This window comes from Vibrio sp. 2017_1457_13, assembly GCF_030851525.1.
GTDB classification, from domain to species: domain Bacteria; phylum Pseudomonadota; class Gammaproteobacteria; order Enterobacterales; family Vibrionaceae; genus Vibrio; species Vibrio metschnikovii.
The window spans coordinates 476,093-499,434 of sequence record NZ_VHTA01000001.1 but is presented as its reverse complement, the minus strand read 5'-3'; the positions used below and the strand labels follow the sequence as shown (position 1 = coordinate 499,434).

Genomic DNA, 23,342 nt, shown 5'->3' with positions numbered 1-23,342 from the left:
AAGTCTGTTGTAATCAACGAGCGTTATTGCACAGTGCGAGCAAAACGTTGCAGGAGATTTTTACTTTCGTCTTCGACTCGTTTAAGGCTATTTTCTACCGAAGAGCGTCCAGCAAAAATATTGTCGAATTCACGGTGCATGACTTCACGTATTTGCGGATAGAAACCTAAGCGATAACCTTGTGTCCATTCACCGGAAGGTAGGCTTAGCTGTTTTACGCCCACTTCTGCATCGGGATAGGTTTGATAATAGCCTGAGGCTTTGGTTAGGCTATAAGCGGCATTGGTGACTGGTACATAACCAGTCGATGTGTGCCAATTCATCTGTACTTCAGGCTGAGTCAGATAAGTAAAAAAAGCCGCGACGGCATTTTCTTCTTCTTTAGTATGACCACTTAAAGCAAACAGAGCGGCGCCGCCAATAAAAGTATGAGTGCCTTCAGCGTTTAATTTTTCCCAATGTGGTAAGTAGGTAGTACCTAACTCAAACGGGACTCTATCGCGCAGCCCACCGAAGGAACCTGATGAGCCCATCCACATCGCCACTTCTTGGCGTTCAAAAGGCGTTTGGTTGGCATCCCAGTTACTTCCGTAATATTTGAAGTAGCCCTTATCTGACCATTCTTTAAGTTTATTAAAATGCATCAGCATATCTTGTGAATTAAACATCAGCTGTGATGAAAGAGAGGCATAGCCATTGTGCTGATCAGAGAGCGGCAAGTTATGACGAGATTTGAAGTTTTCAAACATAATCCATGGCGTATGCGATTGTGAAAAAGTAACGTAACCTTTTGCTTTTAGTTTTTCGGCTAAGACTTCAAGTTGTTCATAAGTTTGTGGTGCCGTAGCTCCAACTTTATTTAAAATATCTTTGTTGTAATACAGAACGGGAGTGGAACTATTGAAGGGCATACCAACCATTTTGCCTTTATTGTCCGCATAGAAATTACGCACACCAGACAGATAATCTTGAGCATTAAATGAGTAACCGGCATTAACCAGAATATCTTGTACAGGTTTTGCAACGCCTGGGACATTCATAATCGTTGCGGCTCCCGCATCAAACACTTGGAGAATATGCGGTGATTGACCTGCACGAAATGCAGCAATGCCTGCGGTTAAGGTTTCGGTATAGTCTCCTTTGTAGATAGGAGTGATGGTATAGTCCTTCTGCGCGGCATTAAAATCTGCTGCAAGTTGGTTGACTGATTCTCCCAGTTGCCCTCCCATTGCGTGCCACCAAGTGATTTCGGTCGCAGCAAGAGTGTGTCCAGAAAAAGTGGTTGCCATCAGACCCGCTAGCCATAGCTTGTGCATTATATTTCCCTTAATTATATAAAGTTGGAGTTAACATAGTGGTTCGCTGAATAGGGTGGCGGTCAAATATTTCAATTTAATGTAATGTTTGTTTCACTTTGATTTTGTTCTGGTTTGTTTTTTGTAATGCGCCACAGATAACATTTTTGTTGATTTTTTGTTTATTTATTGTTTCTTTGAGTGGTATGGTTAGTCTTCTTGCCTTCAGGACCGACCAGTTAGAGTATTTGTGAAAATTCATACCCTTCGCGGCCATATCCAAAATTTATATTTGGTTGAATATCCAGATAGATTAATGCTATTGGATGGAGGATGTCGTGCTGATGTGTCTCTGATACTGGATTACATTACTGCTCAATTAGGTCGCTCAGTGAGCGAACTTAAGGTGGTGGTGGTTACTCATATGCATCCTGATCATGCTGGTGGTGCGCACTTATTGCGGCGTAAAACCGGCTGTAAGATAGTCTCTGGTGCGCAAGTGGGTCATTGGTATCAAGGTGGGTTAGGGATTGTGATGTTTTGGGCTGATTTAGCTTTGGCGCATTGGATGGCAAAGCGTTTAGGTAAGCCAAGGCGTCGTTTATGGTTTCCTCGTAAATTACGTGCGGATCATCAATTAATGGACGGTGAAGCGATTCCTGGGTTTTCTGAATGGCAAGTTTTAGAAACGACAGGACACACCGATAGAGATATCTCTCTCTTTCATCCACAGCAAAGTATTTTGTATGTCGCCGATTTGATCGTCGAAGTAAAAAAACAGCTGATCTCTCCTTTTCCTATTTTTTTTCCCAAACAGTATCGTCGTTCGGTTGCGCGGGTATATCAGCTCAATCCGCAGCGTTTATTGCTGGCTCATGGTGGCGAAGCCATCCTTGATGATCATGCCTATCAACATTTGATGGATACCACACCAATCACGCCCGCCACCCACTGGCGAGTAGTAAAAATCAAACTTAAGCGTTTTCTGTTTACCCCGTTAGCTCATTTGTTTCCTCGTTGATATCCCCTTCCAACTTAAAGCAGCGGTGTTGGCTACCTTCGTTCACCCCAATCACGTCGTTTGCCTATGCTCATGGGGATTCACTCACTTGCCGCCTACCTGCAACTTTCAGCCGTTTGGGTATAGTGGGTTGAGCTTTAGTTTGATCTTCATATCACCCACACCATCGACAACAATCCTGAATTCACCCATCTGGCACACTTTTCTCAGTGGTAATAGATAACTTTATCTACTTATCCGAGTTGGTAATGTTAAATCAATTCCATTATTTGCGTAGTTGATATCTGACTGCTACTTTTTAATTGAGCCTTATTTTGTTATGCGCCTAAGTGCTTTTTGGTGTTGATGGGTTGGTTGTAACAGATAAGCTCTCTAATAATAATCATAATTTTACGTTAGTTCGGCATAGGATAACTGCACATATGTTAGCGCTCAGGCTTGTTCCTCTATTCATGCCTGCCCTAGTGTTATCGGGCATGGTTGTGATCTATTCGAGTTTACCTTTATACATCAGTGCGTTGCTGGTATTGGCTTCCATTGCCAGCCTTAGCTACGTCGCTTGGAATTATGAATCGTACATTCAAACCGTCAAACAGCAAAAAAAACAAATTGAACACCTCTCGGCGTTACAAGAGTCTCAATTGGAGTCCTATCACTCGTTAGAGCCCCTGTTTATCGAATCATTACCCGTATGGGCACGACATATTGATTCTGCTAATCAACATTTAACAGACTCTGTTTCAGAGTTGAGCCAGCAGTTTTCTCAACTGGTCGAGCGGCTCAGTCATACCTTGTCTCTCACCGGAGTGAACAGTCACGGTAAAGAGCAATCGGTAACGGAAGAAATCCATCAATGTCGTAGCATGCTTAACAATGCGGTAGATGCGCTACGGGCTGGGCAAACACTAAGACAGCAAGTATTGAGTGAGATGCGTGAATTAATGAAATACACCACATCACTGAAAAAAATGGCTGGAGAAGTGGTTGGTATCGCAGATAAAACCAATTTATTAGCCCTCAATGCCGCGATTGAGTCCGCGCGAGCTGGAGAAGCAGGAAGAGGCTTTGCTGTGGTTGCCGATGAAGTGCGTGGTTTATCTCAACAATCAAGAGAAACCGCGAGCAAGATGACAGAGCAAGTGAATAGCGTTAATGCTGCTATCGAGAAAGCCTGTGAAATGGTTGAACAGGTTAATAAAGATGAAACTGAGCAAATGAATAACACCGAGCAATGCATTGATGAAGTTATCAACCATTTTCAGCACATAGTGCAAACGTTAGATGAACAAGCTCAAGGGCTCACTGAAGATGCCCAACAAGTCAAAGAGACGGTGACACACGTGATCATTCGCCTTCAGTTCCAAGATAGGGTGAGTCAAATTTTAGAGCAAATTACCCGTAATTTAACCGAGTTAGGCGATGCCATTACGTTAGTTCAACAAGATAGAAATCATCCGATTGTCGGACAATTATCGCCGCAAAAATGGCTCGATAAAATGAAGAGTAGTTACACCATGATTGAGCAGCATCAAGTTCATACGGGTAAAAAATCTACTCATAGTAGTAAACCAGAAGTGCAATCTGACATTACCTTTTTCTAACGAACAGCAAACCATAAGCAGGAGGTTTGAGGATGAGTAAAACAATTTTGGTTGTCGATGATTCTGCAGCCATTCGTCAAGTTGTTAGCCTTGCTCTAAAAGGCGCGGGTTACCAAACTATTGAAGCCATTGATGGTGCTGATGCGCTAAGAAAAATTCAAGGCGTTAAAGTCCACTTGGTGATCAGTGACGTCAATATGCCCAATATGGATGGATTGACCTTACTAAAAGAACTGAAAAAACAACCTGCGACCAAATTCACGCCCGTGATCATGTTGACCACGGAATCGGAAGCCTCGAAAAAAGATCAAGGCCGTTTAGCGGGCGCGAAGGCTTGGGTAGTGAAACCGTTTGTGCCAGATCAAATGTTGGCGGCGGTGAATAAACTGATGCCAGCTTAGGAGTTAAGGTATGCAGATCCTCGAAGAAAATGATCAACACGTCAACATTGAGTTATCCGGCGAGTTAACGATTTATCAAGCGCAGGAAATGTATGAGTTTTTGACGCCATGGGTTATGAAGCCGATTGATTTATTGATTGATGTTACGCGCATTACTGATCTTGACACCAGCGCGATTCAATTATTAGTAATGGTCAATAAAGCGAAACGAGAGCAACAGCAGCAATGTTTGTTACTGGTAGAGAATCCTTTGTTTATCCAAGTGATGGCTAAATTAGGCGTTAATGCCCTTAACCATAATTTGGCATTGCAGCCCAATACGTAATGCGCGAATAGGAGTATAAACATGGATCCGATGCTGTTGGCTGCACTTGAAACCTATTACACCGAAAGCCGTGAATTATTAGAAGGTATGGAGCTGGATTTACTCGAGTTTGAAGCGGGTAATCATCAAGATTTAAACGAAAGACTCAATGCTATCTTCCGTGCTGCGCATACGGTTAAAGGCTCGGCAGGTATTTTTAATCTTGATGCGATTGTCCACTTTACACATAAAGTAGAAAACCTACTTGACCAGTTACGCTCAGAACAATTGGTTTTGACTGGTGAAGTGATCAGTCTGTTGTTTCGCTGTCGTGATCATATGCTAACTCTGCTCGATGAAGCGCAATTTGAGCAGCAGCATCACGCGGATAACCAGCAAATCAGTGAAACACTGATTGAACAATTAAACGCGTTTCTTGGCGAGCAACCAGACGTGAAAACCAGTGATGCACCAATCAAAGACAGCGCTCCACCTACGGTAGAGGCTCAGCGTTTTCTATGGGTAAAGTTTCCGCAAAGTGCTTTACAGGATGGGATGGATCCGCTGTCCTTTTTTGCTTATTTAGCCAAATTAGGCCAAATCGAACAGATTATTTTCGATGACAGTGGCTTGCCCCAAGAGTGGACAGACTTTGACTCAGAAAATTGTTACTTGAGTTGGCAAATAGCGCTCAATAGTGATGCTCAAGATGAGGAAATTTTAGCGGTTTTCGAATTTATTCGGGACGAAGGCGAGGTGTATTTATTTTCCGTCAATCAGTGTACTCCGGCCTTACTTGATGAGTTACAACAGAAAGGTATGCACAATCTTGAGCATTTTCAAGCCTGTGGCTTACAACTGGATCTTTTGTCTGAGCCGTTGATTGACGCTGAGTCACCGATTGAAGTGCAAGAGGACCCCGTTCAATCGATCACTCAAGCTAAGCCGGTTAAATCGGACGCTGCCGTGGCAAAATCAGCGGCGAATGAAGCCGTCAATCGCGAACAAAAAAGCTTGCGTGTTGATGCAGAAAAGCTCGACACGTTAATTAACTTGATTGGAGAGTTGGTCACCGCTGGAGCGGGCTGCGCTTTACAAGCCAGCAGTCATGCCGATAGCGCAATGCAAGAATCGGTCTCTCGGCTCAATGGCCTATTAGAAGAAGTCAGAGATGCGGCATTAAAGTTAAGAATGGTACCGATTGGCAATACGTTTATCCGTTTTCAACGGGTCGTACGCGATGTTGCTAAAGAGTTAGGTAAAGAGATCCAACTTGATATTCATGGCGGAGATACTGAGCTTGATAAATCGGTGGTCGAGAAAATCGGTGACCCGCTGATGCACCTGATTCGTAATGCCATGGATCATGGCATTGAAATGCCTGAGAAAAGGCGAGAGCAAGGCAAAAATCACTCAGGACAAATCACCTTAAATGCCTACCATGATTCAGGCAACATCGTATTGGAAATTATCGATGATGGTAAAGGACTTGATGCTGAAAAACTGCGTTTAAAAGCCATTGAAAAAGGGTTGATTGATGAGCACTCGGTATTGACCCGAGATGAAATGTATCAATTGATTTTTGAACCGGGCTTTTCAATGGCGCAAGAGGTTTCTAATCTCTCGGGACGAGGGGTTGGCATGGATGTGGTGCGTCGAAACATCAATGAATTACGTGGTCGAGTCGAGATAGAAAGTGAGCTATCGATTGGCACCACAGTCCGTTTAATTTTGCCATTAACTCTGGCGATCATCGATGGGTTCTTAATTGAAGTCGGTGATGAAGAGTTTGTTGTACCTCTTGATGCAGTTAAAGAGTGCGTTGAGCTGCATCACCCAGTGACCAAGCAAGGGGTAAAAGTCAGCAGTCACCTTAATTTGCGCGGCAGTGTTTTACCACTGATTGATTTACGTAAACAGTTCAACTTAAGTAAGCAAGCGCCTCGTCGGCAAAATGTGGTTGTTGTACAAACTGGTGGGCAAATGGCTGGATTGGTGGTTGACCGATTGTTGGGCGAGTTACAAACCGTTATTAAACCGCTCGGACCTATTTTTGAGAATATCCAAGGGATCAGTGGCTCTACTATTTTAGGGAATGGGGATATTGCCTTGATTTTAGATATTCCTGGTTTAACGCAGCAAATGATTCAACAAGAATCACAACAATTTGCGCTGCATTAATATCTACAGCGCACAAGGTATCAGATTAAGCGCATAATGCGCGTCACCGCTATAAGGAATCTGGCAATGTTTAAGGATCTATCAGTAAAAATTAAGCTCAGCCTACTCATTGGTTTGTTAGGTGTGTTATTAATCGGTGTTGGTTCGGCGGGCTTATATGGCATGAGCAAAATGGTTGATGGTTTAAGAACGGTTTATCTTGATCGAACAATTCCGATTGGTCAGTTAAATGATATTAAAGTTCGTTTCTTACAAAATCGGATTGCGATGGCGTTTGCTCAGTTGTATCCCGATGATGAGAATATCAACGCTCAAGTCAAGAATGTAGAAGATAACTTAAAAGTGATTGATCAAATCTGGTCTCGATACATCACGACGACGTTAACCGAGGAAGAAGCTCGCTTGGTCAATCAGTTTCAGCGCGACAATAAAATCTTCATTGAGCAAGCCATTGAACCGACATTGATTGCATTAAGAATGGGGGATATTGCAACTGCCACCTCATTGGCATTGGAAAGGGTTCGACCTCTATATCCCCCCGTTGCTCAGTCTTTGGATCTATTGGTTGATTTGCAAATTCAAGAAGCAGCAGCGGAATATAATAGAGAAAGTACATTGTATGAAACGCTACGTTTGGTCTCCATCTCTTCGATAGCAGTTGGACTGATTTTGGCTTTCAGTTTCGGAATTGCTTTAATTCGGGGAATTTGTGGCCCATTAGAAAAAGCGGTCCATCTATCTCAAGAGTTGGCGAAGGGCAACTTAACCACCAAGCTAGAAGCAACCAGTAAAGATGAAATGGGGCGTTTGCTCGATTCCATGCAGCAAATGGTTCGTAAGCTATCTAGTATTGTCGGTGAAGTGAATGGGGCAAGTAATGCATTGGCTTCTGCGTCAGAGCAAGTCTCAGCGACGGCGCAAAACTTAAGTCAGGGTGCGAGTGAACAAGCGGCGAGTGTTGAAGAAACCACCTCTTCAATTGAAGAAATGTCAGCCTCTATTGCCCAAAATACTGAAAATGCCAAAGTAACTAACGGGATTGCCAGTAAAGCGGCTTTAGAAGCCCAAGAAGGCGGCAACGCGGTGGGCAAAACAGTGGCCGCAATGAAATCAATAGCAGAAAAAATCAGCATTATCGACGACATCGCTTATCAAACCAACTTGCTGGCTTTGAATGCAGCGATTGAAGCGGCTCGGGCTGGTGACCACGGTAAAGGATTTGCTGTTGTGGCGGCAGAAGTAAGAAAACTTGCCGAGCGCAGCCAAGTGGCTTCGCAAGAGATTGGTGAAGTGGCGAAAAATAGCGTTGCCTTGGCAGAGCAAGCCGGAAGTTTGTTAGAAGAGATTGTCCCTTCGATCCAAAAGACCGCTGATCTGGTACAAGAAATCAACGCGGCATCTATGGAGCAAGCCACTGGTGCATCACAAATTAATCAAGCGATGGAACAACTCAATAGTGTCACGCAACAAAGTGCATCAGCATCCGAAGAGTTAGCCTCCACGTCCGAAGAAATGAGTAGCCAAGCTCAGCAGTTACAACAATTGATGACCTTCTTTAAGACCGATGAGCGACAAGTGAAATTGGCGAGTAAAAAACAGCAACCCTCTGCCAAATCATCGCCTGAAGCCTCAAGAGTCACTCAAGACGATGATGATTCGGACTATGTACGTTTTTAGGAGAATCGTATGATGGGACAGTTAGCGACACCCAACTTGGCAACCAGTATCAACGATCAGCAATATTTAACCTTTCTGTTGAACGGAGAGATGTATGCGTTTGCGATACTTAATGTCAAAGAGATCCTCGAATACGGAAAAGTAACCCCGATCCCTCGTATGCCTAAATTCATTCAAGGGGTGATCAACTTACGTGGTGAAGTGGTTCCAGTGATTAATTTGGCACATCGCTTTCAAATAGAGGCTCGCGCGATCACGAAACGAACCTGTATTGTGATTATTGAAGTCGATACCGATGATCAGCGCCAAGATTTAGGGGTGCTGGTGGATAGCGTGTCAGAGGTGATTGATATTCCGATGAGCGATATTCGTGCTGCGCCGGCTTTTAGTTGTCAGATACGGACAGATTTTATCCGCGCGATGGCTCAGTTACAGGATAACTTTGTCATCATTCTCGCGGAAGATAAAGTGCTATCGGTTGATGAGCTCGCTATGGTTGATAAAGTAGCCAAGGAACTCGGTAAGAGCTAAGAGGTGTAAGATGTCTTTTCTTGAATCTGTGTATACAGAATGTCAGCCACAGCTATCGGACGAGACATTCATTCGTTACCAACGCTGGTTATATGAAAAAGCGGGGATTTCCCTTAACGTAACGAAAAAATCCTTGGTCATTGGGCGTCTTAATGTTCGCTTACATCAACTTGGCTTAAAAAGCTTTGATGCTTATTTTGATTTTTTTGCTTTAGCACCGGATAGTGCTGATAAAAAAGCAGAGCAACAGGTGGTGATTGATTTACTCACCACCAATGAAACGTACTTTTTTCGCGAAGAGGCACATTTCACTTTCGTACAACAAGAGGTGATCCCCAACTATTATCCCCAAACACTGCGTTGCTGGAGTGCGGCAAGCTCATCAGGGGAAGAAGCTTACTCTCTGGCGATGCTATTAATGGATAACAATCCACGACCTTGGCAGATAGTAGCGACCGACATCAACAGCCGAGTTCTCGCACAAGCGAGTAGCGGAATTTATCCCTTATCTCGCAGTAGTAATATTCCGTTGCACTATTTACAAAAATATTGCCGTAAAGGCGTCGGTGCGAAAGCCAATACATTCAAAGTGATTCGTTCTTTACGTGATCGGGTCACTTTTCAGCAGGCTAATTTGCAAGAGAGCTTGGCTCGATTTGGACATTTTGATCTGATTTTTCTGCGTAACGTGATGATCTACTTTGACGCAGCGTCGAAACAAAAAGTGATTGATAATATTCAGCGTCAGCTTAATCCAGGCGGTTACCTGTTAATTGGTCATGCAGAAACGTTGCAGTCGATGAAAGCGCCATTAAAGTTAATCAGTCCGTCGATTTATCAAAAACTATAAGAAATCAAAATGCTAGTGGTTAACTATACTTTAACGTTGATGATTGCTCTCCTCCTTTGCCTCAATAGGGAAGGTTAATGACAAATAAGAAAATACAAGTCCTGATTGTTGATGATTCAGCGGTCGTCAGGCAAGTGCTTAGCCAAATATTAGTTGAACAACCAGATATCGATTTGCTTCCTGCGGCGGCAGACCCGCTATTTGCCATGAAACGGATGGAAAAAAACTGGCCAGATGTGATTATTTTGGATGTCGAAATGCCGCGTATGGATGGTATTACCTTCTTGAAAAAAATCATGGCTGAGCGACCAACACCGGTAATTATCTGTTCAACATTAACCGAAAAAGGCGCTCAAGTGACCTTAGAGGCATTACAAGCTGGTGCCGTTACGATCATTACTAAACCCAAAATGGGCTTAAAAGATTTTTTAGAAGATAGCGCCAATCAAGTGCTGCAAGCGGTAAGGGGAGCCGCGAAGGCGAAAGTTAAAAATTTGTTCAATGCTTCAGCATCTCACTCTGACAAATCATTATCCACGGAACATAAATTTCAGACTCAGCCAGCAGCTTCATTACCGATCAATTCATTATTGAGCAGTGAAAAAATCGTCGTCATCGGCACTTCGACAGGCGGAACACAAGCCTTGGAATACGTTTTAACCCATTTACCGAAACACGCGCCGGGGATTGTGATTGTCCAACATATGCCAGAAAAGTTTACCGCAATGTTTGCTGAGCGCCTCAATTCATTGAGTCAGATGACGGTCAGTGAAGCCAAAAGTGGCGATCGAGTGCTGCCTGGTATCGCATTGATTGCTCCTGGAGGAAAACACACTAAGTTGTTGCGCAGTGGTGCTCAATACAAAGTCGAGGTGTTTGATGGACCTTTAGTCAATCGACATAAACCGGCTGTCGATGTGTTGTTTCGTTCCGCAGCTCAGCAGGCCGGAAGTAATGTACTCGGGATCATCATGACTGGCATGGGCGATGATGGAGCCAGAGGGTTAAAAGCGATGTTTGACCATGGTGCGTCAACCGTCGCGCAAGATGAAGCCAGTTGTGTCGTCTTTGGTATGCCGAAAGAGGCGATTGCCCTTGGTGCGGTGCAGACTATTTGTCCTTTATCCGCCATTCCTAAACAAATTCTGCGTTTTACTCAGCACATCAAGTGATCGTGCTTCCTCGGGGCTGTTGCCATAATTTCATCGTTATCGAACCTCATGAGGCGTAATTGACTCGCCGCCGACTTATAACGTCAGTCTTTTGAGGCTTATTATCTCTGTCCGCGTTGGCTATCTTTACATTGTTTACGCTTATAATCGCAGCCAGAGCAGATTTTCATTGAAAATACAGTTGATAATGAGAGCCTTTATCAATAACATGTCAGCATTCTCATGTGGTAATTGATGACAACGATGAATTTAACCAAACCTAGCCTAATCTTATTTTCAGCGCTAAGCGTGTTAGCGGCGCATGCCAGTGTGCTGGATGATGCAAAAACAATCCAAAAAACCACCAATCGCGCTTCAGCGGTGAGTCAGCAGAACGTCGATAAAAGTGCAGAAGCAACCTTATCTCTTCAAGCGGACATTGAGCGATTAAATGAAGAAGTGAAAAATTTAACCATTTATCGTGATCATTTACTCTCGCTAGTAGCCAGTCAGGAAAGTGAAATGACGAGTTTAGATGAGCAGATCATTGAGGTTCATCAGACTCGTCAGGGGATTGTGCCTTTGATGTATCAAATGATCGATGGTTTAGATGTTTTAATCAGTGAAGATAAACCCTTACGTCTTTCCGCTCGCCAAGAGCGCCTTGAGCGACTCAAAGAGTTAATGCCACGCTCCGATGTGAGTGATGCTGAGAAATATCGCCGAATTCTTGAAGCGTATCAAATCGAGATGGATTACGGCACGAAATTAGGGGTTTACCAAGATCGAATCACCTTAGCTGATAAAGAAACGATTGAAGCGGATATTCTTTATGTCGGCCGAGTTTCATTATTAGCACGCAATCGTAATGGATCGCGCTATTGGTCTTGGGATCAAAAACAAGGACAGTGGCAAGCATTATCGATGAAATCGAAAGGGGATATTGACACCGCTTATCAACTTGCCTATCAACAAATTGCCCCGACACTGCTTTATCTACCGGTTTCTCTTACTCCAGCGGAGGCAAAATAATGATCACTAAATATGGCTTTGTCGCATGGAGTTTAAGTCTGTTATTACTCACTCCAGCTTATGCAAGTGGTGGTTTGACCGAACAAGCACACAATGAGAGTCGAGTACAACGCAATCATAATGTTCAGCGTGAAGCAACATTTCAAAAAACGGAACAGCAATTACGCGATGAAAAAAAGGCTCTGATGGCGCAAAGAGATCGCTTACAAGTAGAAGCCGATAAGCTGTCTACCCGTTTTAGCCAAAATGAAAATAGTCTTGCTCGTCTAGAAGAAAAGCTGCGTTTGGAAACCGGCAGTTTAGGTGAAATTTTTGGTGTCGTTCGACAAAACGGAAAAGAGTTACAAGCGACACTAAGTGATTCTGTAACGGGGGTTGATCGTCAGCAGTACGCACCAGTGGTTGATCAGATTGTCGCAGCACAATCCTTACCTTCGATGAAGCAACTGATTGGTTTATGGCAGGCAATGCAAGAGCAAGTGATTGCCAGTGGCGAAATCAGCACGAATACGATTGCTTTCATTGATGGTGAAGGCAGAACCCAACAAGTGGATGCGGTTAGACTTGGTGCGATGGCTTTAGTCACTGAGCAAGGTTACGTCAGTTGGAATAATCGCCGTCAAGACGCGGTCGCTTATCAACAGCAGCCCGCTCAAGGTGCGCGTTTCTCTTCATTAACCGATCTTAAACAAGGAGAAATGCAATCGCTGGTATTGGATCCTTCACAAGGCCTTCTATTTGAACAACTGGCGTTAACTCCAACGTTGAAGCAACGCCTTGAAGCCGGTGGTGTGATCGGCAATATCATCTTGGTATTACTCGCGATTGGCCTAGGGATCGCTGTTTATCGAGGCATCGTTTTAGCGATGGCTCGACAACGCATTCAACAGCAACTTAAGCAATCTGAGCCAAGCAGTAATAACCCGTTGGGCCGAGTATTATCAGTTTATGATAAAGAGCAAAACCGCAGTGTTGAAGCGCTAGAACTGCGTTTGCTGGAAGCGGTGGTTGATGAACAAGCTGGTTTAGAAAAAGGACTGTCGATGCTGAAGCTTTTTGCGGCCTTAGCACCGATGCTTGGACTCCTTGGTACCGTTACCGGAATGATTGAGACTTTCCAAGTGATCACGCAATTTGGTAATGGCGATCCTAAAGTCATGGCGGGAGGGATCTCGATGGCGTTGGTGACGACAGTATTGGGTCTAGTCGCGGCAATGCCTCTATTGCTGGCTCATAATATCTTAAGCTCTCAAGCAGAAACGATTCGTACCATCTTAGAGAAGCAAGGGATTGGGCTTGTTGCTGAACAAGCAGAACGTGAGTCTCTAGCGGCGAATACTAAAAAAGCCGTCAACCACGCAGCGGCGTAAGGGATGAACATGAATCAAGCAGATGGGTTATTTTCATTGCAAAAGCTCTTTCTGCCCCTTTCCGAGTTTATGGCTCAGGGTGGAACAGTACTCTGGTGGCTGGCCGCGGTGGTCGCGGTCTGCTGGTTGCTAGTGATAGAACGGATAATGTACTTATTATTTACCTTTCCTAAGCAGCGTAAGCAGTGGATTGAACAATGGCATGCGCGTGACGATCATCATTCATGGCATGCGCAAGCGATTCGTTCAGGATGGTTGGGTCAAGCACACATTCAACTTACTCAATACCTTAATCTAATTAAAGTATTGGTGGCCATTTTTCCGATGTTAGGTTTACTCGGTACAGTCACGGGGATGATTTCGGTGTTTGATGTGATGGCGACTCAAGGCAGCAGTAATCCCAAATTGATGGCGTCGGGAATCTCTTTAGCGACGATTCCGACCATGGCAGGCATGGTCGCTGCTTTAGCGGGGATGTTTGTTTATGCTCGGTTGGCGAAAACGTGCCGTTTATATGAATTGAAGTTAGAAAAATCCTTAAGGAGTCAGCGATGAGACTGGGCCGACGTTCGTCCAATCAAGATGAAGCACAAATCGATTTAACCTCGATGTTGGATATTGTGTTTATTATGTTGATTTTCTTTATCGTAACCAGCTCATTTGTCCGTGAATCTGGCGTTGAGGTGAATCGTCCATCCGCCTCGAATGTCACGGCACAGAAAGATGCGGGTATTTTTGTTGCGATTACCTCAGCAAACGATATTTATATCGATAAAAGGCAAATTGATGTTGAAAGAGTACAGGCGACATTAGAGCACCTGTTGTTAGAGCAGCCCGATGCGGCTTTGGTTATTCAAGCCGATGAGCATGCTTACAATGGAACCGTTGTCAAAGTGATGGACGCGGCGAAAGGGGCGGGTGTAAAAAGCATTGCATTGGCGGCGGAGAAGCGCTGATGCTACGTTTATTGCTGGCTACGCCTTTCGCGGCTTTGATTTCAGTGAGCTTATTTTCATTCATGGCTTGGATGATCAACAACGATGGCTTGCGCTCACCAACGCAAAATAACTCACTTAGCTTTACCATGGTAATGGTTGAGCAAGAGAAAGAGGTGCAGCGCCGACAACGCGCTGTGCCTGAACAGCCTAAAGCGCCACAGCCTCCGCCACAATCGCCAGTGTCTAAGCAACAGAGTTCAGTGACCAATACGTTAACTTCAACATCGATTCCAACACTTGGGCTCGACACGGCGATTAACGGTATTGCGATCAATGTGCCTACTCTTGGTGATTTTGGGGCTAATCAGCAGGCTTTACCACTGTATCGTGTTGAGCCTAATTATCCAGCACGTGCTTTAAAACGTAATGTTGAAGGCTATGTTCTACTGCGTTTTACAATAGATGAAACGGGACGACCAACGGATATTGAGGTGGTCGATGCCAATCCGCGGCGAATGTTTGAGCGTGAAGCGATGCAAGCCTTACGGAGTTGGAAATATCAGCCTAAATTGCTGGATGGGCATGCGGTTTCTCAACCCGGTCAAACGATTAAATTGGAGTTTAAGTTAACCAAATGATCAGACGATGGATAGTTTACTTATTGCTGATTGGTTCTACTTCTTCTTTTGCGGTAGAACTCAGCCCTTATGCGGCGAATAAAGCGCTGCAAGCGAATCAACTCGCTCAAGAAGAGCGTTTTGCCGAAGCGATTGAACTATTAAGAGAAACCAAAGTAAGCCGGGGATACGATAAAGCGTATTTCGACCGTATGCTTGGGGTTTTTTATTGGCAAAATGAACAGCTTTCTTTGGCGATACGTTCGTTGACAGAAGCGGTGGGTAGCGGAGAATTGGTTGATGAGCAAGGCTGGGCCACTCGTCGAATGTTGGCCGATTTATTACTTATGGATCAACAATATCAATCCGCCTTACCGCATTACTATCAGCTCGTAAAAGAAGTGATCAAAGACGGTAATGAAAAGCAAACCACTAGCGAATTATGGTTAAGGATTAGCCAAGTTCATTATCAATTGCAGCAATGGGCGAAGACATTATCATCGATTGATCGCTATGAGCAACTAACGTCAATCGATGAGGTGACACCACTATCGTTGAAACTTGGTGCTCAACTTCAGCTTGAACGATGGCAGCCAGCGATTGTAACCTTAAAGCGCTTGATTGCTTTAGAAAGTGACAAGAGCAGTTGGTGGCTACAATTGGTGAGTTTGGAGTTACGTACCGGACAACCGAAAGAAGCCTTGAGTAGCTTGGGCTTAGCGAAGTTACATGGTATTGAGCTGAATCAGCAAGAGTTAAGATTACTTGCCCAACTGTACGCTCAAAATGGAATTCCTGAGCGAGCGGCTCAAATTCTTGGTTCAATAGAGAATGCTGACAGTGATCTTGATTTGATCACCGAGCGAGCATCTTATTGGCAACGAGCCAAAGAGTGGGATAGGGCGATTGAAACTTGGTCTTTAGCCGCGCAATTTGACGCTAAGTACTATTGGAACGTCTCATTACTTTATAATCAGCAAGGCGAATATCGACAAGCTTTAAGCGCACTGGATAAAGTCACTGATAAAGCGCGTCAACCTGAGGTCGCTTTAGCTCGTGCCCGTGCCCTTTATAAGTTAAATCGACTCGATGATGCGTTAGCTCAAGCCAAAAGAGCTCAGCATTTACAACCTTCCAATAATGAAGCTCAAGGTTGGATTAATTATTTGACCCAGTTACGCGAGATTAACTCAAGGCATCAAGCCTCTTAACCTTCTCCGGACCTTATCATTACCGTGCTCCCCATCTATTCTACCGTGAGTGTCATTGGATTTTATGATGACCTTTAGGTCAGATGGGGAGTGAATCTCGTGTATGTAGGGCATCAATTAGTGTGAAATACCTCGCTAGTTCTCCTTTGTTGTTGCTCAAATAGACGCTGATATCGGCATACTTTACTCATCTTTAAATCAGATGCTTAGCGCATCATTAGAGTGAAAATTTGAGGACAAGTGATGTCATATAAAATCTCGTTAATTACCGCCTCGCTACTACTTATAGCGCCAGCTATAACGATTACGCCAGTTTGGTCAGCCGATTATCAACCGTTGCCGATTGTCTATGCAAAAGAATATCGTCAAGGGATTGAGTTAGGTGATTATTGGCAAAGTGAAAAATTGGATGGTATTCGTGCGATTTGGGATGGGCAACAACTCACTACTCGTAATGGCTACCCGATCCATGCGCCCTCATGGTTTACTGAACCGTTGCCCAGCTACCCGTTAGAAGGTGAATTGTGGGCGGGACGCGAGCAGTTTTCCCTTGTTCAGCAAACAGTATTAGATAGACAGCCTTCGGATGTTGCTTGGCAAAAAATCAATTTTATGTTGTTTGATGTGCCTGAAATGGAAGGCAATTTTCGGATACGATACCAACATTTAATTGAGATAACGACGAATATCGGCGCGAAACATATTCAGTATATCGTCCATCAGCCGATTGAATCCGAGCAGACGTTGTTCGCTGATCTTGAAACGCTGTTTACTTTGGGTGGCGAAGGGTTAATGCTACGGAGAGTTGCTGCCGATTATCAAGCTGGGCGCAGCGATGATCTCCTCAAGTTAAAAAAACACCAAGATGCAGAAGCTCACGTGATTGGTTATCGACCAGGAAAAGGCAAATATACCGGTATGGTCGGTGCTCTGATTGTGCGAACGGATGACGGTATTGAATTTGCGATTGGCAGTGGTTTAACCGATCAATTACGTCAAACTCCACCTAAAATAGGCTGTTTAATTACTTATCAATACAATGGGTATACCGATTCAGGCATCCCTCGTTTTGCTCGCTTTATGCGTAATCGAGAAATCGTATGTTAACGGCCGACGCTGATTGAACAGCGTTGAAATAATTGCTGCCAATAGCCTACGTGTGACGCAAGGGCATCACGAAACTGTTGGTGGCTATCTTGCACGGTAAAGTGGCTCTTCATACTATCGTTGGCTTCAAAAATGATGAAGAACTCTTCTAATTGAAGATAGACACTATCAATCCGAGTTAATGCCGGCTGAATACGTTCAACATAATAACGGTTGAACACATTTTGTAAATAATGGAGACGAGTACGGTCTTGATTTGGACCACATACAATCGCGCTATCGTTATCTTGCAATTGCTGAGTCGTAACTGTGAGCCAGAGGGCTGCATTATCCAGCGAAAACTTGAGAGCCCCCAAAATACGCTGCTTTTCAATTACCTCTTGATAGGGAGTAATAACGCTATCGGGTAAGGTTTGATTAAGCACTATATGGTCATGAACGGTGGTAAAGGTTTTTAACGCTTGAGTGAGTGCACTGAGTTCGATGTTATCGGCTAACCATGAATGGCTGGTGAGCTGCGCACGCATGGCCACGCTGGTATAGAGTAAGTTATACCAATGTTTATGGAGATCTTGCCCTTTAAGTTCTGCCATCGTTTTTAGTTGTGTACTAACGCTTTGAGAAAGCGAGTTTATTTGCAAACAGTGTTCGATGCCGTTTAATAATTGTATCTCGTAGTCAAAACCGCGAAATTCATCTTGGACTCGGCCAAGGGAGGAGTTTCTTTGGGCAATGAGTTGAAAAAGCTGGCATTTTCTCAGTTCATAACTATCAAGTAAGCCTAAAGTCAGTGGCGTGATCGTCAGCTCAATGTGTCGTTTGTCCGGTAAAGTTTGCGATAACCTTTTGGGATTTGCCAACCGCTCGGCTTGTTGAACGTTGGCAATTCGTGTTAAGTAGGTAGAGAAATCACTCTCAAGTGATTGATTAGAGGTATCGCAACCAGTGAGTAAGATCATTAAGGTAATCACACACAGTAACGGTGTGAATGTTTTATGGCTGTTTATCGACCAAACATGGTACTGATCCACGGACTTCCCCTCCCGAAACCATCTCTATCCATATACGCAAAATAAAAAAGCCAAGTTCAGTTAGAGTCATCACTTGGCCTTGATTGTTGCTACTTTAAACTACCGTGTCTTTGGCTACTTAGCAGCAAATTGCATTTGTATCTCTTCATCTTGGCTTTGCATCCAATATAAACGTAAACCAAGCATTAAAGCCGCAGAGCTTAAGCCAACAATAAAGCCAATCCAGAAACCACTTGCGCCCATTGGCTCAACAATCCAGTCGGTCATCGCCAACACATAACCCGTTGGTAAGCCTAAAATCCAATACGCAATAAAGGTACGATTAAAAATCGCCGCCATATCTTTATAACCACGTAAAGCACCTGCAGCAACCACCTGAATAGCATCGACACATTGATAGATACCAGCCAGAATCAGTAGCTGCATTGCTAGGGTAATCACTTCGGTATTGTTGGTGTATAGCAAAGCAATCTCTTGTCGAAAGATCAGGGTAAAAGTCGCTGTCAACAAAGAAGCGGCGACACCGACCATTAAACCTACATTAGATGCAACGGCAGCACCAGGTAGGTTATGTTGACCAATAGTATGCCCAACACGGATGGATACAGCAGCACCAATACTCATCGGGATCACAAATACCAATGAAGAAAAACTTAACGCGACCTGATGTGCTGCGACCACCAAAGAGCCAAGCGGGGCAACTAACAAAGCCACAGCGGCAAAAAGCGTCACTTCAAAAAATAATGCCGCAGCAACAGGAAAGCCTAACTTAAACAAGCGCAGTTGTGCTTTTAGTTTCGGCGGATGAAATTGCGCAAATAAGTTAATGTGAGCTAAACGGTTCGACGTGACGACATAAGCCAGTAACATCAAAAACATAATCCAGTAGACGATGGTGGTCGCAACACCACATCCCACACCGCCAAGAGCCGGTGCACCAAACTTTCCATACACAAAGATCCAGTTGAGTGGGATATTAAATAATAAACCGAGGAAACCGATGACCATGGCAGGTTTAGTTAATGACATTCCATCAGTGAAACTGCGTAAGGTTTGAAATAACAAAAAGGCGGGAACGGCAAACATAACGGCAAACATATAGCCAATGGTTTTTTGTGCCATCAACTCTTCAACGTCCATAAAGCCCAAAATGATTTTGGTTTGAAATAAGACCAAAATGATCGGTAGCGATACCCATAACGCTAATATCGCGCCTTGCTGGATTTCAAAAGCGATCTGTTCTTTACGCCCAGAACCATTAAGTTGAGCGACAATCGGCACTAATGCCATTAGTAAGCCGATACCAAATAAGATAGAAGGCAGCCAAATACTCGCTGCAATGGACACCGCAGCCATATCTGTCGCACTCACGCCACCAGCCATGACTGTATCAACAAATCCCATCCCTGTTTGGGCAATCGAGGCAATGAGTACAGGGGTGGCGAGTTTAACTAACGTTGAGGCTTCTTGTTTATAACGTTGCACACACTTCTCCGGAAAAAGGAAAATCTAGGTCAAATAGTGACTCAAGAGATAAAAAGGGGGGTACTTTCGAGTACGTAGGGTCTAGAGAGAATGATAAAGAAATGTCACACTAAGCACCACGAAAATCTACCGGAATCACATTATGTTTACAGGTATTGTACAAGGGACAGCAAAACTTGTCGCTATGGATAAAAAAGCACAATTTCAAACTCATATTATTGAGCTTCCAGAGCCTCTCTCTACGGGCTTAACCATAGGCGCTTCGGTGGCGCATAACGGTTGTTGTTTGACGGTGACGAATATTGATGGTCACCGAGTCTCTTTTGATTTGATGCAAGAAACTCTACGCTTAACTAACTTAGGGGAGCTGAAACTAGGCGATAGGGTGAATATTGAACGAGCCGCTAAATTTGGCGATGAAATTGGTGGCCATTCAATGTCTGGACATATTATCCATATGGCAACATTAATCGATATCATCGACTCTGATTATAATAAAACGTTGTGGTTTGAAGTCCCTGAATCATTGATCAAATATGTACTCCCTAAAGGGTACATCGGTCTTGATGGTTGTTCATTAACGATTGGTCAAGTTGAAGCTAACCGTTTCAATGTTCATCTTATCCCTGAAACGTTACAGCGAACGCTGTTCGGGACCCGTCAAGTTGGCGATAAAATTAATCTTGAAATTGATCCGCAGACGCAAGCGATTGTGGATACTGTTGAGCGCGTATTGGCTACAAAATCTTAGTCATTAATGTTAAGGACGTGTTGAAGGTCACGCCCTTAAGCAAGGTAAAGCCACTCGATTAAAAAATCTGCTCGTCATCAGCATCAATATAAAGATCAATGCAATCTTGCTGTTCGTTAACTTGCATATTAAGGTGAATAGCATGGCAGCACGCAGGACAATCATCATAAAAATCTTGGCTGCCATTACTGGAATCTAAAGTGATGCGAATGGTGTGCCCACAGTGTGGGCACAGTACCGCTCTCTCCGTAAAATTCTTCATATCGCTTTCCTTACTGTTACTCTCACACCGTTAATCTTAGCCAGTAAAGTTGCTTAAAACAGAAAATTAAGTGCAAAGTTTGCTCTCATCGAGACTTCTTTATCTAAGAAGGATTCTGAGTATATAAAATCATCGTTGATGTGCTAAACCTATAAGTAGGTCGTTAAACAATAAGATGGTTATTATGGATCTATTTGCTGATTATCGTTCCCAAGACAATTCCGGTGCCGAGAAAAAAAGCCCGATTACGGCAAGCATAAAGCCTTGGCAAGTATTGCTCGTCGATGATGATGAGCAAATCCATCAGATCACGCAAATTGCTTTGTCCGGTTTTACGTTTCAATCCAGAAAGTTAGAGCTGCTTTCTGCATTATCGGCTAAAGAAGCGAAGCAGGTTCTTCAAGATAACCCAGACATCGCTCTAGCGCTGATTGATGTTGTTATGGAGACAGAGCACGCGGGGTTGGATTTGGTGGAGTACATTCGCCGAGAATGCAGTAATAAAAATATCCGCTTAGTGTTACGTACTGGGCAAGCAGGGCAAGCGCCAGAAGATAAAGTCATTCAGCAATATGAGATTGATGACTATAAAGAAAAAACCGAATTAACGACTCAAAAATTGCGTACTTTAATGTATTCGATGCTACGTTCTTATCGCGATTTATGCTTAATCGAAGAACAAAAACAGGGATTAAAGCGAGTGATTCAAGCATCGGCACAAGTACAAAATACCACAACATTAAAAGCGTATGCCGAATCGGTTCTTCATCAGCTTACGTCACTATTAAAATTACCTGCTTCTGGTTTTTATTGCGTGGTGCGTCCGAAAGCCGACGGTACCGCAACTTATGCGTTAACTCTAGCGGCGATAGGTGGGTTTGTTGATCTCTCTAGTGAATGTGATTTTTCACATTTACCCAATGAAGTCGCACGGCGATGTCAGCAAGTATTAAATAACCAACGTTCTGAAAATTTTCATGATGCGGCTATTCTTTATATGCTCGATAGTCGAGGGACTGAAAACTTATTATATATCAACTTATTAGAAGAGTTGAGAGAAGCGGATGCTCAGTTGCTCGAAATCTATATGCAAAATATTGCGCTGACTTTTAATAACCTGAATTTACAGCTTGATTTACGAGAGACGTCCAAAGAGTTGGTTTACAACCTAGCTAATGCGGTAGAAGCAAGAAGTAAAGAAACGGGCGCACACGTACAGCGTGTTTCACTGATTGCTGAAAAACTGGCCGATTTGTGTGGCTTGCCCGAGCAGGAGGTGTACATGATAAAAAATGGTTCACCACTGCATGATGTAGGCAAAGTAGCAATACCGGATAGTATTTTGCATAAACCAGGTAAATTAACGGCTGATGAATGGGAAATCATGAAAAAGCACGTTGACTATGGTGTTGAAATACTCAGTAAATCCAATCGTCCACTGATTGTGAAAGCAAAAGAAATTGCAGGTAGTCATCATGAAAAATGGGATGGCAGCGGTTATCCAAATGGATTGGCTGGCGAGCAGATACCCATCAGTGGCCGTATCACCGCGTTAGCGGATGTGTTTGATGCTTTAGGATCAAAACGCAGTTATAAAGAGCCTTGGTCGGAAGATGATATTAAAAATGAATTAATCAGCCAAAATGGTAAACATTTCGACCCGACTTTAGTTACTTTATTAATTGATAATTGGGAGCATTTTATCGCTATTCGTGAACAGTACCCAGATTAAGTTTCTTTACTTATTAAGCGTAGGTGTTGTTATGAGTGTTTTAATGGATTTCAATCGATTTTTTATATGTTCATCATTTATTTTCTTTCCTCTTTTATTTTCTATTCATGCAGAAGAGAAAGAATACTCTAGGAGTGAAATTATTGCTCATTTGGGTGAAATTCCGGGATTGATTAATGCTGATGGTAGTGGACCTTTTGTTGATTTAGTACGACGTATTGATGCAATTGATCCTAATGTAAATATTATTATTCATGTTTATCCACTTCATCGTGCTATTTATGGTGTTGTGAATGGTCAAGCTGACTTTGCATTACCAGCGGTTAGAGTAGATGATCCGGATGACAAACTGACTTACCGGTTTAGTAGTCGTTCTTTTGGTCTGGTTGCCTCTGTTCTTTATACAAATAAGGATAAACCATTTAGCGTCGATCAGCTTTGGGCTAACCCTAATCATTATACAATCGAGGCATTTCCTGATGATATGCCTTTTCCAGTAATGCGCTCTAATAGTATAAATACATCATTACTTAAATTATCTTCTGGTCGTATTGATGGGTTTGTTTGGGCACAAGAAGAAGCCGATATTGCTCTAAGAAGTCTAAACCTGACAAATATTTATCGCCAGCATTTCTATGACCATGAGGATGTATTCATCATTCCCAAAGGGCTTAAAGGTGATTGGATTGATGATTATTTAACAAGAATGATTGATAAACTTAAAGAAAGTGGTGAGTTAGAGGCTATTTATAAAAAGATCCATCTACCTTATGATGATTGGCAGTTTTAATACT

Annotated in this window: 23 protein-coding genes; 19 read left to right on the top strand and 4 right to left on the bottom strand. The window is 43.4% G+C overall.

Annotated elements, in window-relative coordinates:
• Window positions 1-23: 23 nt before the first annotated feature.
• Window positions 24-1,316, bottom strand: a complete 1,293-nt coding sequence (locus FKN88_RS02295; RefSeq protein WP_158143857.1) for an extracellular solute-binding protein — start codon at window positions 1,314-1,316, stop codon at window positions 24-26.
• A 229-nt stretch (window positions 1,317-1,545) separates the two neighbouring features.
• On the opposite strand from FKN88_RS02295, the gene FKN88_RS02290 reads away from it, so the two are divergent.
• The 16 genes from FKN88_RS02290 (at window position 1,546) to FKN88_RS02215 (ending at window position 17,287) form a co-directional block, all read left to right on the top strand.
• On the top strand, window positions 1,546-2,316 hold the full coding sequence (locus FKN88_RS02290) for an MBL fold metallo-hydrolase (protein WP_004395225.1): 771 nt from the start codon (window positions 1,546-1,548) through the stop codon (window positions 2,314-2,316).
• A gap of 422 nt (window positions 2,317-2,738) precedes the next feature.
• Window positions 2,739-3,917, top strand: a complete 1,179-nt coding sequence (locus tag FKN88_RS02285; protein WP_004395226.1) for a methyl-accepting chemotaxis protein — start codon at window positions 2,739-2,741, stop codon at window positions 3,915-3,917.
• A 32-nt stretch (window positions 3,918-3,949) separates the two neighbouring features.
• The gene (locus tag FKN88_RS02280) at window positions 3,950-4,318 is read left to right on the top strand and encodes a response regulator (RefSeq protein ID WP_004395227.1); all 369 of its coding nucleotides are present in this window, start codon (window positions 3,950-3,952) and stop codon (window positions 4,316-4,318) included.
• Between the two features lie 10 nt (window positions 4,319-4,328).
• Window positions 4,329-4,643: an STAS domain-containing protein gene (locus FKN88_RS02275; RefSeq protein WP_004395228.1), complete on the top strand. Its 315-nt coding sequence runs from the start codon at window positions 4,329-4,331 to the stop codon at window positions 4,641-4,643.
• Between the two features lie 21 nt (window positions 4,644-4,664).
• A complete protein-coding gene (locus tag FKN88_RS02270; RefSeq protein WP_306687165.1) occupies window positions 4,665-6,803 on the top strand; it encodes a chemotaxis protein CheA in 2,139 nt (712 codons plus the stop codon).
• 66 nt (window positions 6,804-6,869) lie between these two features.
• On the top strand, window positions 6,870-8,480 hold the full coding sequence (locus FKN88_RS02265) for a methyl-accepting chemotaxis protein (RefSeq protein WP_187985765.1): 1,611 nt from the start codon (window positions 6,870-6,872) through the stop codon (window positions 8,478-8,480).
• Between the two features lie 9 nt (window positions 8,481-8,489).
• Window positions 8,490-9,011, top strand: coding sequence for a chemotaxis protein CheW (locus FKN88_RS02260; protein ID WP_110166926.1), 522 nt, complete (start codon window positions 8,490-8,492; stop codon window positions 9,009-9,011).
• A gap of 10 nt (window positions 9,012-9,021) precedes the next feature.
• Window positions 9,022-9,861 carry a protein-glutamate O-methyltransferase CheR gene (locus FKN88_RS02255; RefSeq protein WP_158138476.1) on the top strand — a complete coding sequence of 280 codons (840 nt, stop codon included), beginning with the start codon at window positions 9,022-9,024 and terminating at the stop codon, window positions 9,859-9,861.
• A gap of 77 nt (window positions 9,862-9,938) precedes the next feature.
• On the top strand, window positions 9,939-11,033 hold the full coding sequence (locus FKN88_RS02250) for a chemotaxis response regulator protein-glutamate methylesterase (RefSeq protein ID WP_004395233.1): 1,095 nt from the start codon (window positions 9,939-9,941) through the stop codon (window positions 11,031-11,033).
• Between the two features lie 243 nt (window positions 11,034-11,276).
• Window positions 11,277-12,044 (top strand): DUF3450 domain-containing protein, encoded by a 768-nt coding sequence (locus tag FKN88_RS02245; RefSeq protein ID WP_158138475.1) that lies wholly within the window; start codon window positions 11,277-11,279, stop codon window positions 12,042-12,044.
• Window positions 12,044-13,414: a MotA/TolQ/ExbB proton channel family protein gene (locus FKN88_RS02240; protein WP_187985766.1), complete on the top strand. Its 1,371-nt coding sequence runs from the start codon at window positions 12,044-12,046 to the stop codon at window positions 13,412-13,414. The genes FKN88_RS02245 and FKN88_RS02240 overlap by 1 nt, the downstream gene beginning before the upstream one ends.
• Before the next feature lie 9 nt (window positions 13,415-13,423).
• On the top strand, window positions 13,424-13,969 hold the full coding sequence (locus FKN88_RS02235; RefSeq protein ID WP_040904289.1) for a MotA/TolQ/ExbB proton channel family protein: 546 nt from the start codon (window positions 13,424-13,426) through the stop codon (window positions 13,967-13,969).
• The gene (locus FKN88_RS02230) at window positions 13,966-14,370 is read left to right on the top strand and encodes a biopolymer transporter ExbD (RefSeq protein ID WP_158138473.1); all 405 of its coding nucleotides are present in this window, start codon (window positions 13,966-13,968) and stop codon (window positions 14,368-14,370) included. Before FKN88_RS02235 ends, FKN88_RS02230 begins: the two co-directional genes overlap by 4 nt.
• Window positions 14,370-14,990: an energy transducer TonB gene (locus FKN88_RS02225; RefSeq protein WP_187985767.1), complete on the top strand. Its 621-nt coding sequence runs from the start codon at window positions 14,370-14,372 to the stop codon at window positions 14,988-14,990. Before FKN88_RS02230 ends, FKN88_RS02225 begins: the two co-directional genes overlap by 1 nt.
• Window positions 14,987-16,180, top strand: coding sequence for a lipopolysaccharide assembly protein LapB (locus FKN88_RS02220; protein WP_158138472.1), 1,194 nt, complete (start codon window positions 14,987-14,989; stop codon window positions 16,178-16,180). Before FKN88_RS02225 ends, FKN88_RS02220 begins: the two co-directional genes overlap by 4 nt.
• A 243-nt stretch (window positions 16,181-16,423) precedes the next feature.
• Window positions 16,424-17,287, top strand: a complete 864-nt coding sequence (locus FKN88_RS02215; protein WP_158138471.1) for a DNA ligase — start codon at window positions 16,424-16,426, stop codon at window positions 17,285-17,287.
• Here FKN88_RS02215 and FKN88_RS02210 read toward each other — a convergent pair.
• Together FKN88_RS02210 and FKN88_RS02205 are read right to left on the bottom strand one after the other, a co-directional pair.
• A complete protein-coding gene (locus FKN88_RS02210) occupies window positions 17,284-18,318 on the bottom strand; it encodes a DUF3080 family protein (RefSeq protein ID WP_158138470.1) in 1,035 nt (344 codons plus the stop codon). The genes FKN88_RS02215 and FKN88_RS02210 overlap by 4 nt on opposite strands.
• A 114-nt stretch (window positions 18,319-18,432) precedes the next feature.
• On the bottom strand, window positions 18,433-19,803 hold the full coding sequence (locus FKN88_RS02205; RefSeq protein ID WP_158143866.1) for an MATE family efflux transporter: 1,371 nt from the start codon (window positions 19,801-19,803) through the stop codon (window positions 18,433-18,435).
• Between the two features lie 142 nt (window positions 19,804-19,945).
• On the opposite strand from FKN88_RS02205, the gene FKN88_RS02200 reads away from it, so the two are divergent.
• Window positions 19,946-20,554, top strand: a complete 609-nt coding sequence (locus FKN88_RS02200) for a riboflavin synthase subunit alpha (RefSeq protein ID WP_187985768.1) — start codon at window positions 19,946-19,948, stop codon at window positions 20,552-20,554.
• Window positions 20,555-20,612: 58 nt separating this feature from the next.
• Here FKN88_RS02200 and FKN88_RS02195 read toward each other — a convergent pair whose 3' ends face one another.
• Window positions 20,613-20,816 carry a CPXCG motif-containing cysteine-rich protein gene (locus tag FKN88_RS02195; RefSeq protein ID WP_040904293.1) on the bottom strand — a complete coding sequence of 68 codons (204 nt, stop codon included), beginning with the start codon at window positions 20,814-20,816 and terminating at the stop codon, window positions 20,613-20,615.
• Window positions 20,817-21,000: 184 nt separating this feature from the next.
• Here FKN88_RS02195 and FKN88_RS02190 point away from each other — a divergent pair, with 184 nt between their 5' ends.
• Complete coding sequence (locus FKN88_RS02190) at window positions 21,001-22,548, top strand: DUF3369 domain-containing protein (RefSeq protein WP_187985769.1); 1,548 nt, start codon at window positions 21,001-21,003, stop codon at window positions 22,546-22,548.
• Window positions 22,549-22,579: 31 nt separating this feature from the next.
• Entirely contained in the window at window positions 22,580-23,338 is a 759-nt protein-coding gene (locus FKN88_RS02185) for an ABC transporter substrate-binding protein (RefSeq protein WP_187985770.1), read from the top strand.
• Window positions 23,339-23,342 lie beyond the last annotated feature (4 nt).

Excerpts from the sequence above, each read along its gene's own strand:
- FKN88_RS02295 (WP_158143857.1), bottom strand. The coding sequence starts at position 1,316 with ATGCACAAGCTATGGCTAGCGGGTCTGATGGCAACCACTTTTTCTGGA.
- FKN88_RS02285 (WP_004395226.1), top strand. The coding sequence starts at position 2,739 with ATGTTAGCGCTCAGGCTTGTTCCTCTATTCATGCCTGCCCTAGTGTTA.
- FKN88_RS02280 (WP_004395227.1), top strand. The coding sequence starts at position 3,950 with ATGAGTAAAACAATTTTGGTTGTCGATGATTCTGCAGCCATTCGTCAA.
- FKN88_RS02275 (WP_004395228.1), top strand. The coding sequence starts at position 4,329 with ATGCAGATCCTCGAAGAAAATGATCAACACGTCAACATTGAGTTATCC.
- FKN88_RS02270 (WP_306687165.1), top strand. The coding sequence starts at position 4,665 with ATGGATCCGATGCTGTTGGCTGCACTTGAAACCTATTACACCGAAAGC.
- FKN88_RS02265 (WP_187985765.1), top strand. The coding sequence starts at position 6,870 with ATGTTTAAGGATCTATCAGTAAAAATTAAGCTCAGCCTACTCATTGGT.
- FKN88_RS02260 (WP_110166926.1), top strand. The coding sequence starts at position 8,490 with ATGATGGGACAGTTAGCGACACCCAACTTGGCAACCAGTATCAACGAT.
- FKN88_RS02255 (WP_158138476.1), top strand. The coding sequence starts at position 9,022 with ATGTCTTTTCTTGAATCTGTGTATACAGAATGTCAGCCACAGCTATCG.
- FKN88_RS02250 (WP_004395233.1), top strand. The coding sequence starts at position 9,939 with ATGACAAATAAGAAAATACAAGTCCTGATTGTTGATGATTCAGCGGTC.
- FKN88_RS02245 (WP_158138475.1), top strand. The coding sequence starts at position 11,277 with ATGAATTTAACCAAACCTAGCCTAATCTTATTTTCAGCGCTAAGCGTG.
- FKN88_RS02240 (WP_187985766.1), top strand. The coding sequence starts at position 12,044 with ATGATCACTAAATATGGCTTTGTCGCATGGAGTTTAAGTCTGTTATTA.
- FKN88_RS02235 (WP_040904289.1), top strand. The coding sequence starts at position 13,424 with ATGAATCAAGCAGATGGGTTATTTTCATTGCAAAAGCTCTTTCTGCCC.
- FKN88_RS02230 (WP_158138473.1), top strand. The coding sequence starts at position 13,966 with ATGAGACTGGGCCGACGTTCGTCCAATCAAGATGAAGCACAAATCGAT.
- FKN88_RS02225 (WP_187985767.1), top strand. The coding sequence starts at position 14,370 with ATGCTACGTTTATTGCTGGCTACGCCTTTCGCGGCTTTGATTTCAGTG.
- FKN88_RS02220 (WP_158138472.1), top strand. The coding sequence starts at position 14,987 with ATGATCAGACGATGGATAGTTTACTTATTGCTGATTGGTTCTACTTCT.
- FKN88_RS02215 (WP_158138471.1), top strand. The coding sequence starts at position 16,424 with ATGTCATATAAAATCTCGTTAATTACCGCCTCGCTACTACTTATAGCG.
- FKN88_RS02200 (WP_187985768.1), top strand. The coding sequence starts at position 19,946 with ATGTTTACAGGTATTGTACAAGGGACAGCAAAACTTGTCGCTATGGAT.
- FKN88_RS02195 (WP_040904293.1), bottom strand. The coding sequence starts at position 20,816 with ATGAAGAATTTTACGGAGAGAGCGGTACTGTGCCCACACTGTGGGCAC.
- FKN88_RS02190 (WP_187985769.1), top strand. The coding sequence starts at position 21,001 with ATGGATCTATTTGCTGATTATCGTTCCCAAGACAATTCCGGTGCCGAG.
- FKN88_RS02185 (WP_187985770.1), top strand. The coding sequence starts at position 22,580 with ATGAGTGTTTTAATGGATTTCAATCGATTTTTTATATGTTCATCATTT.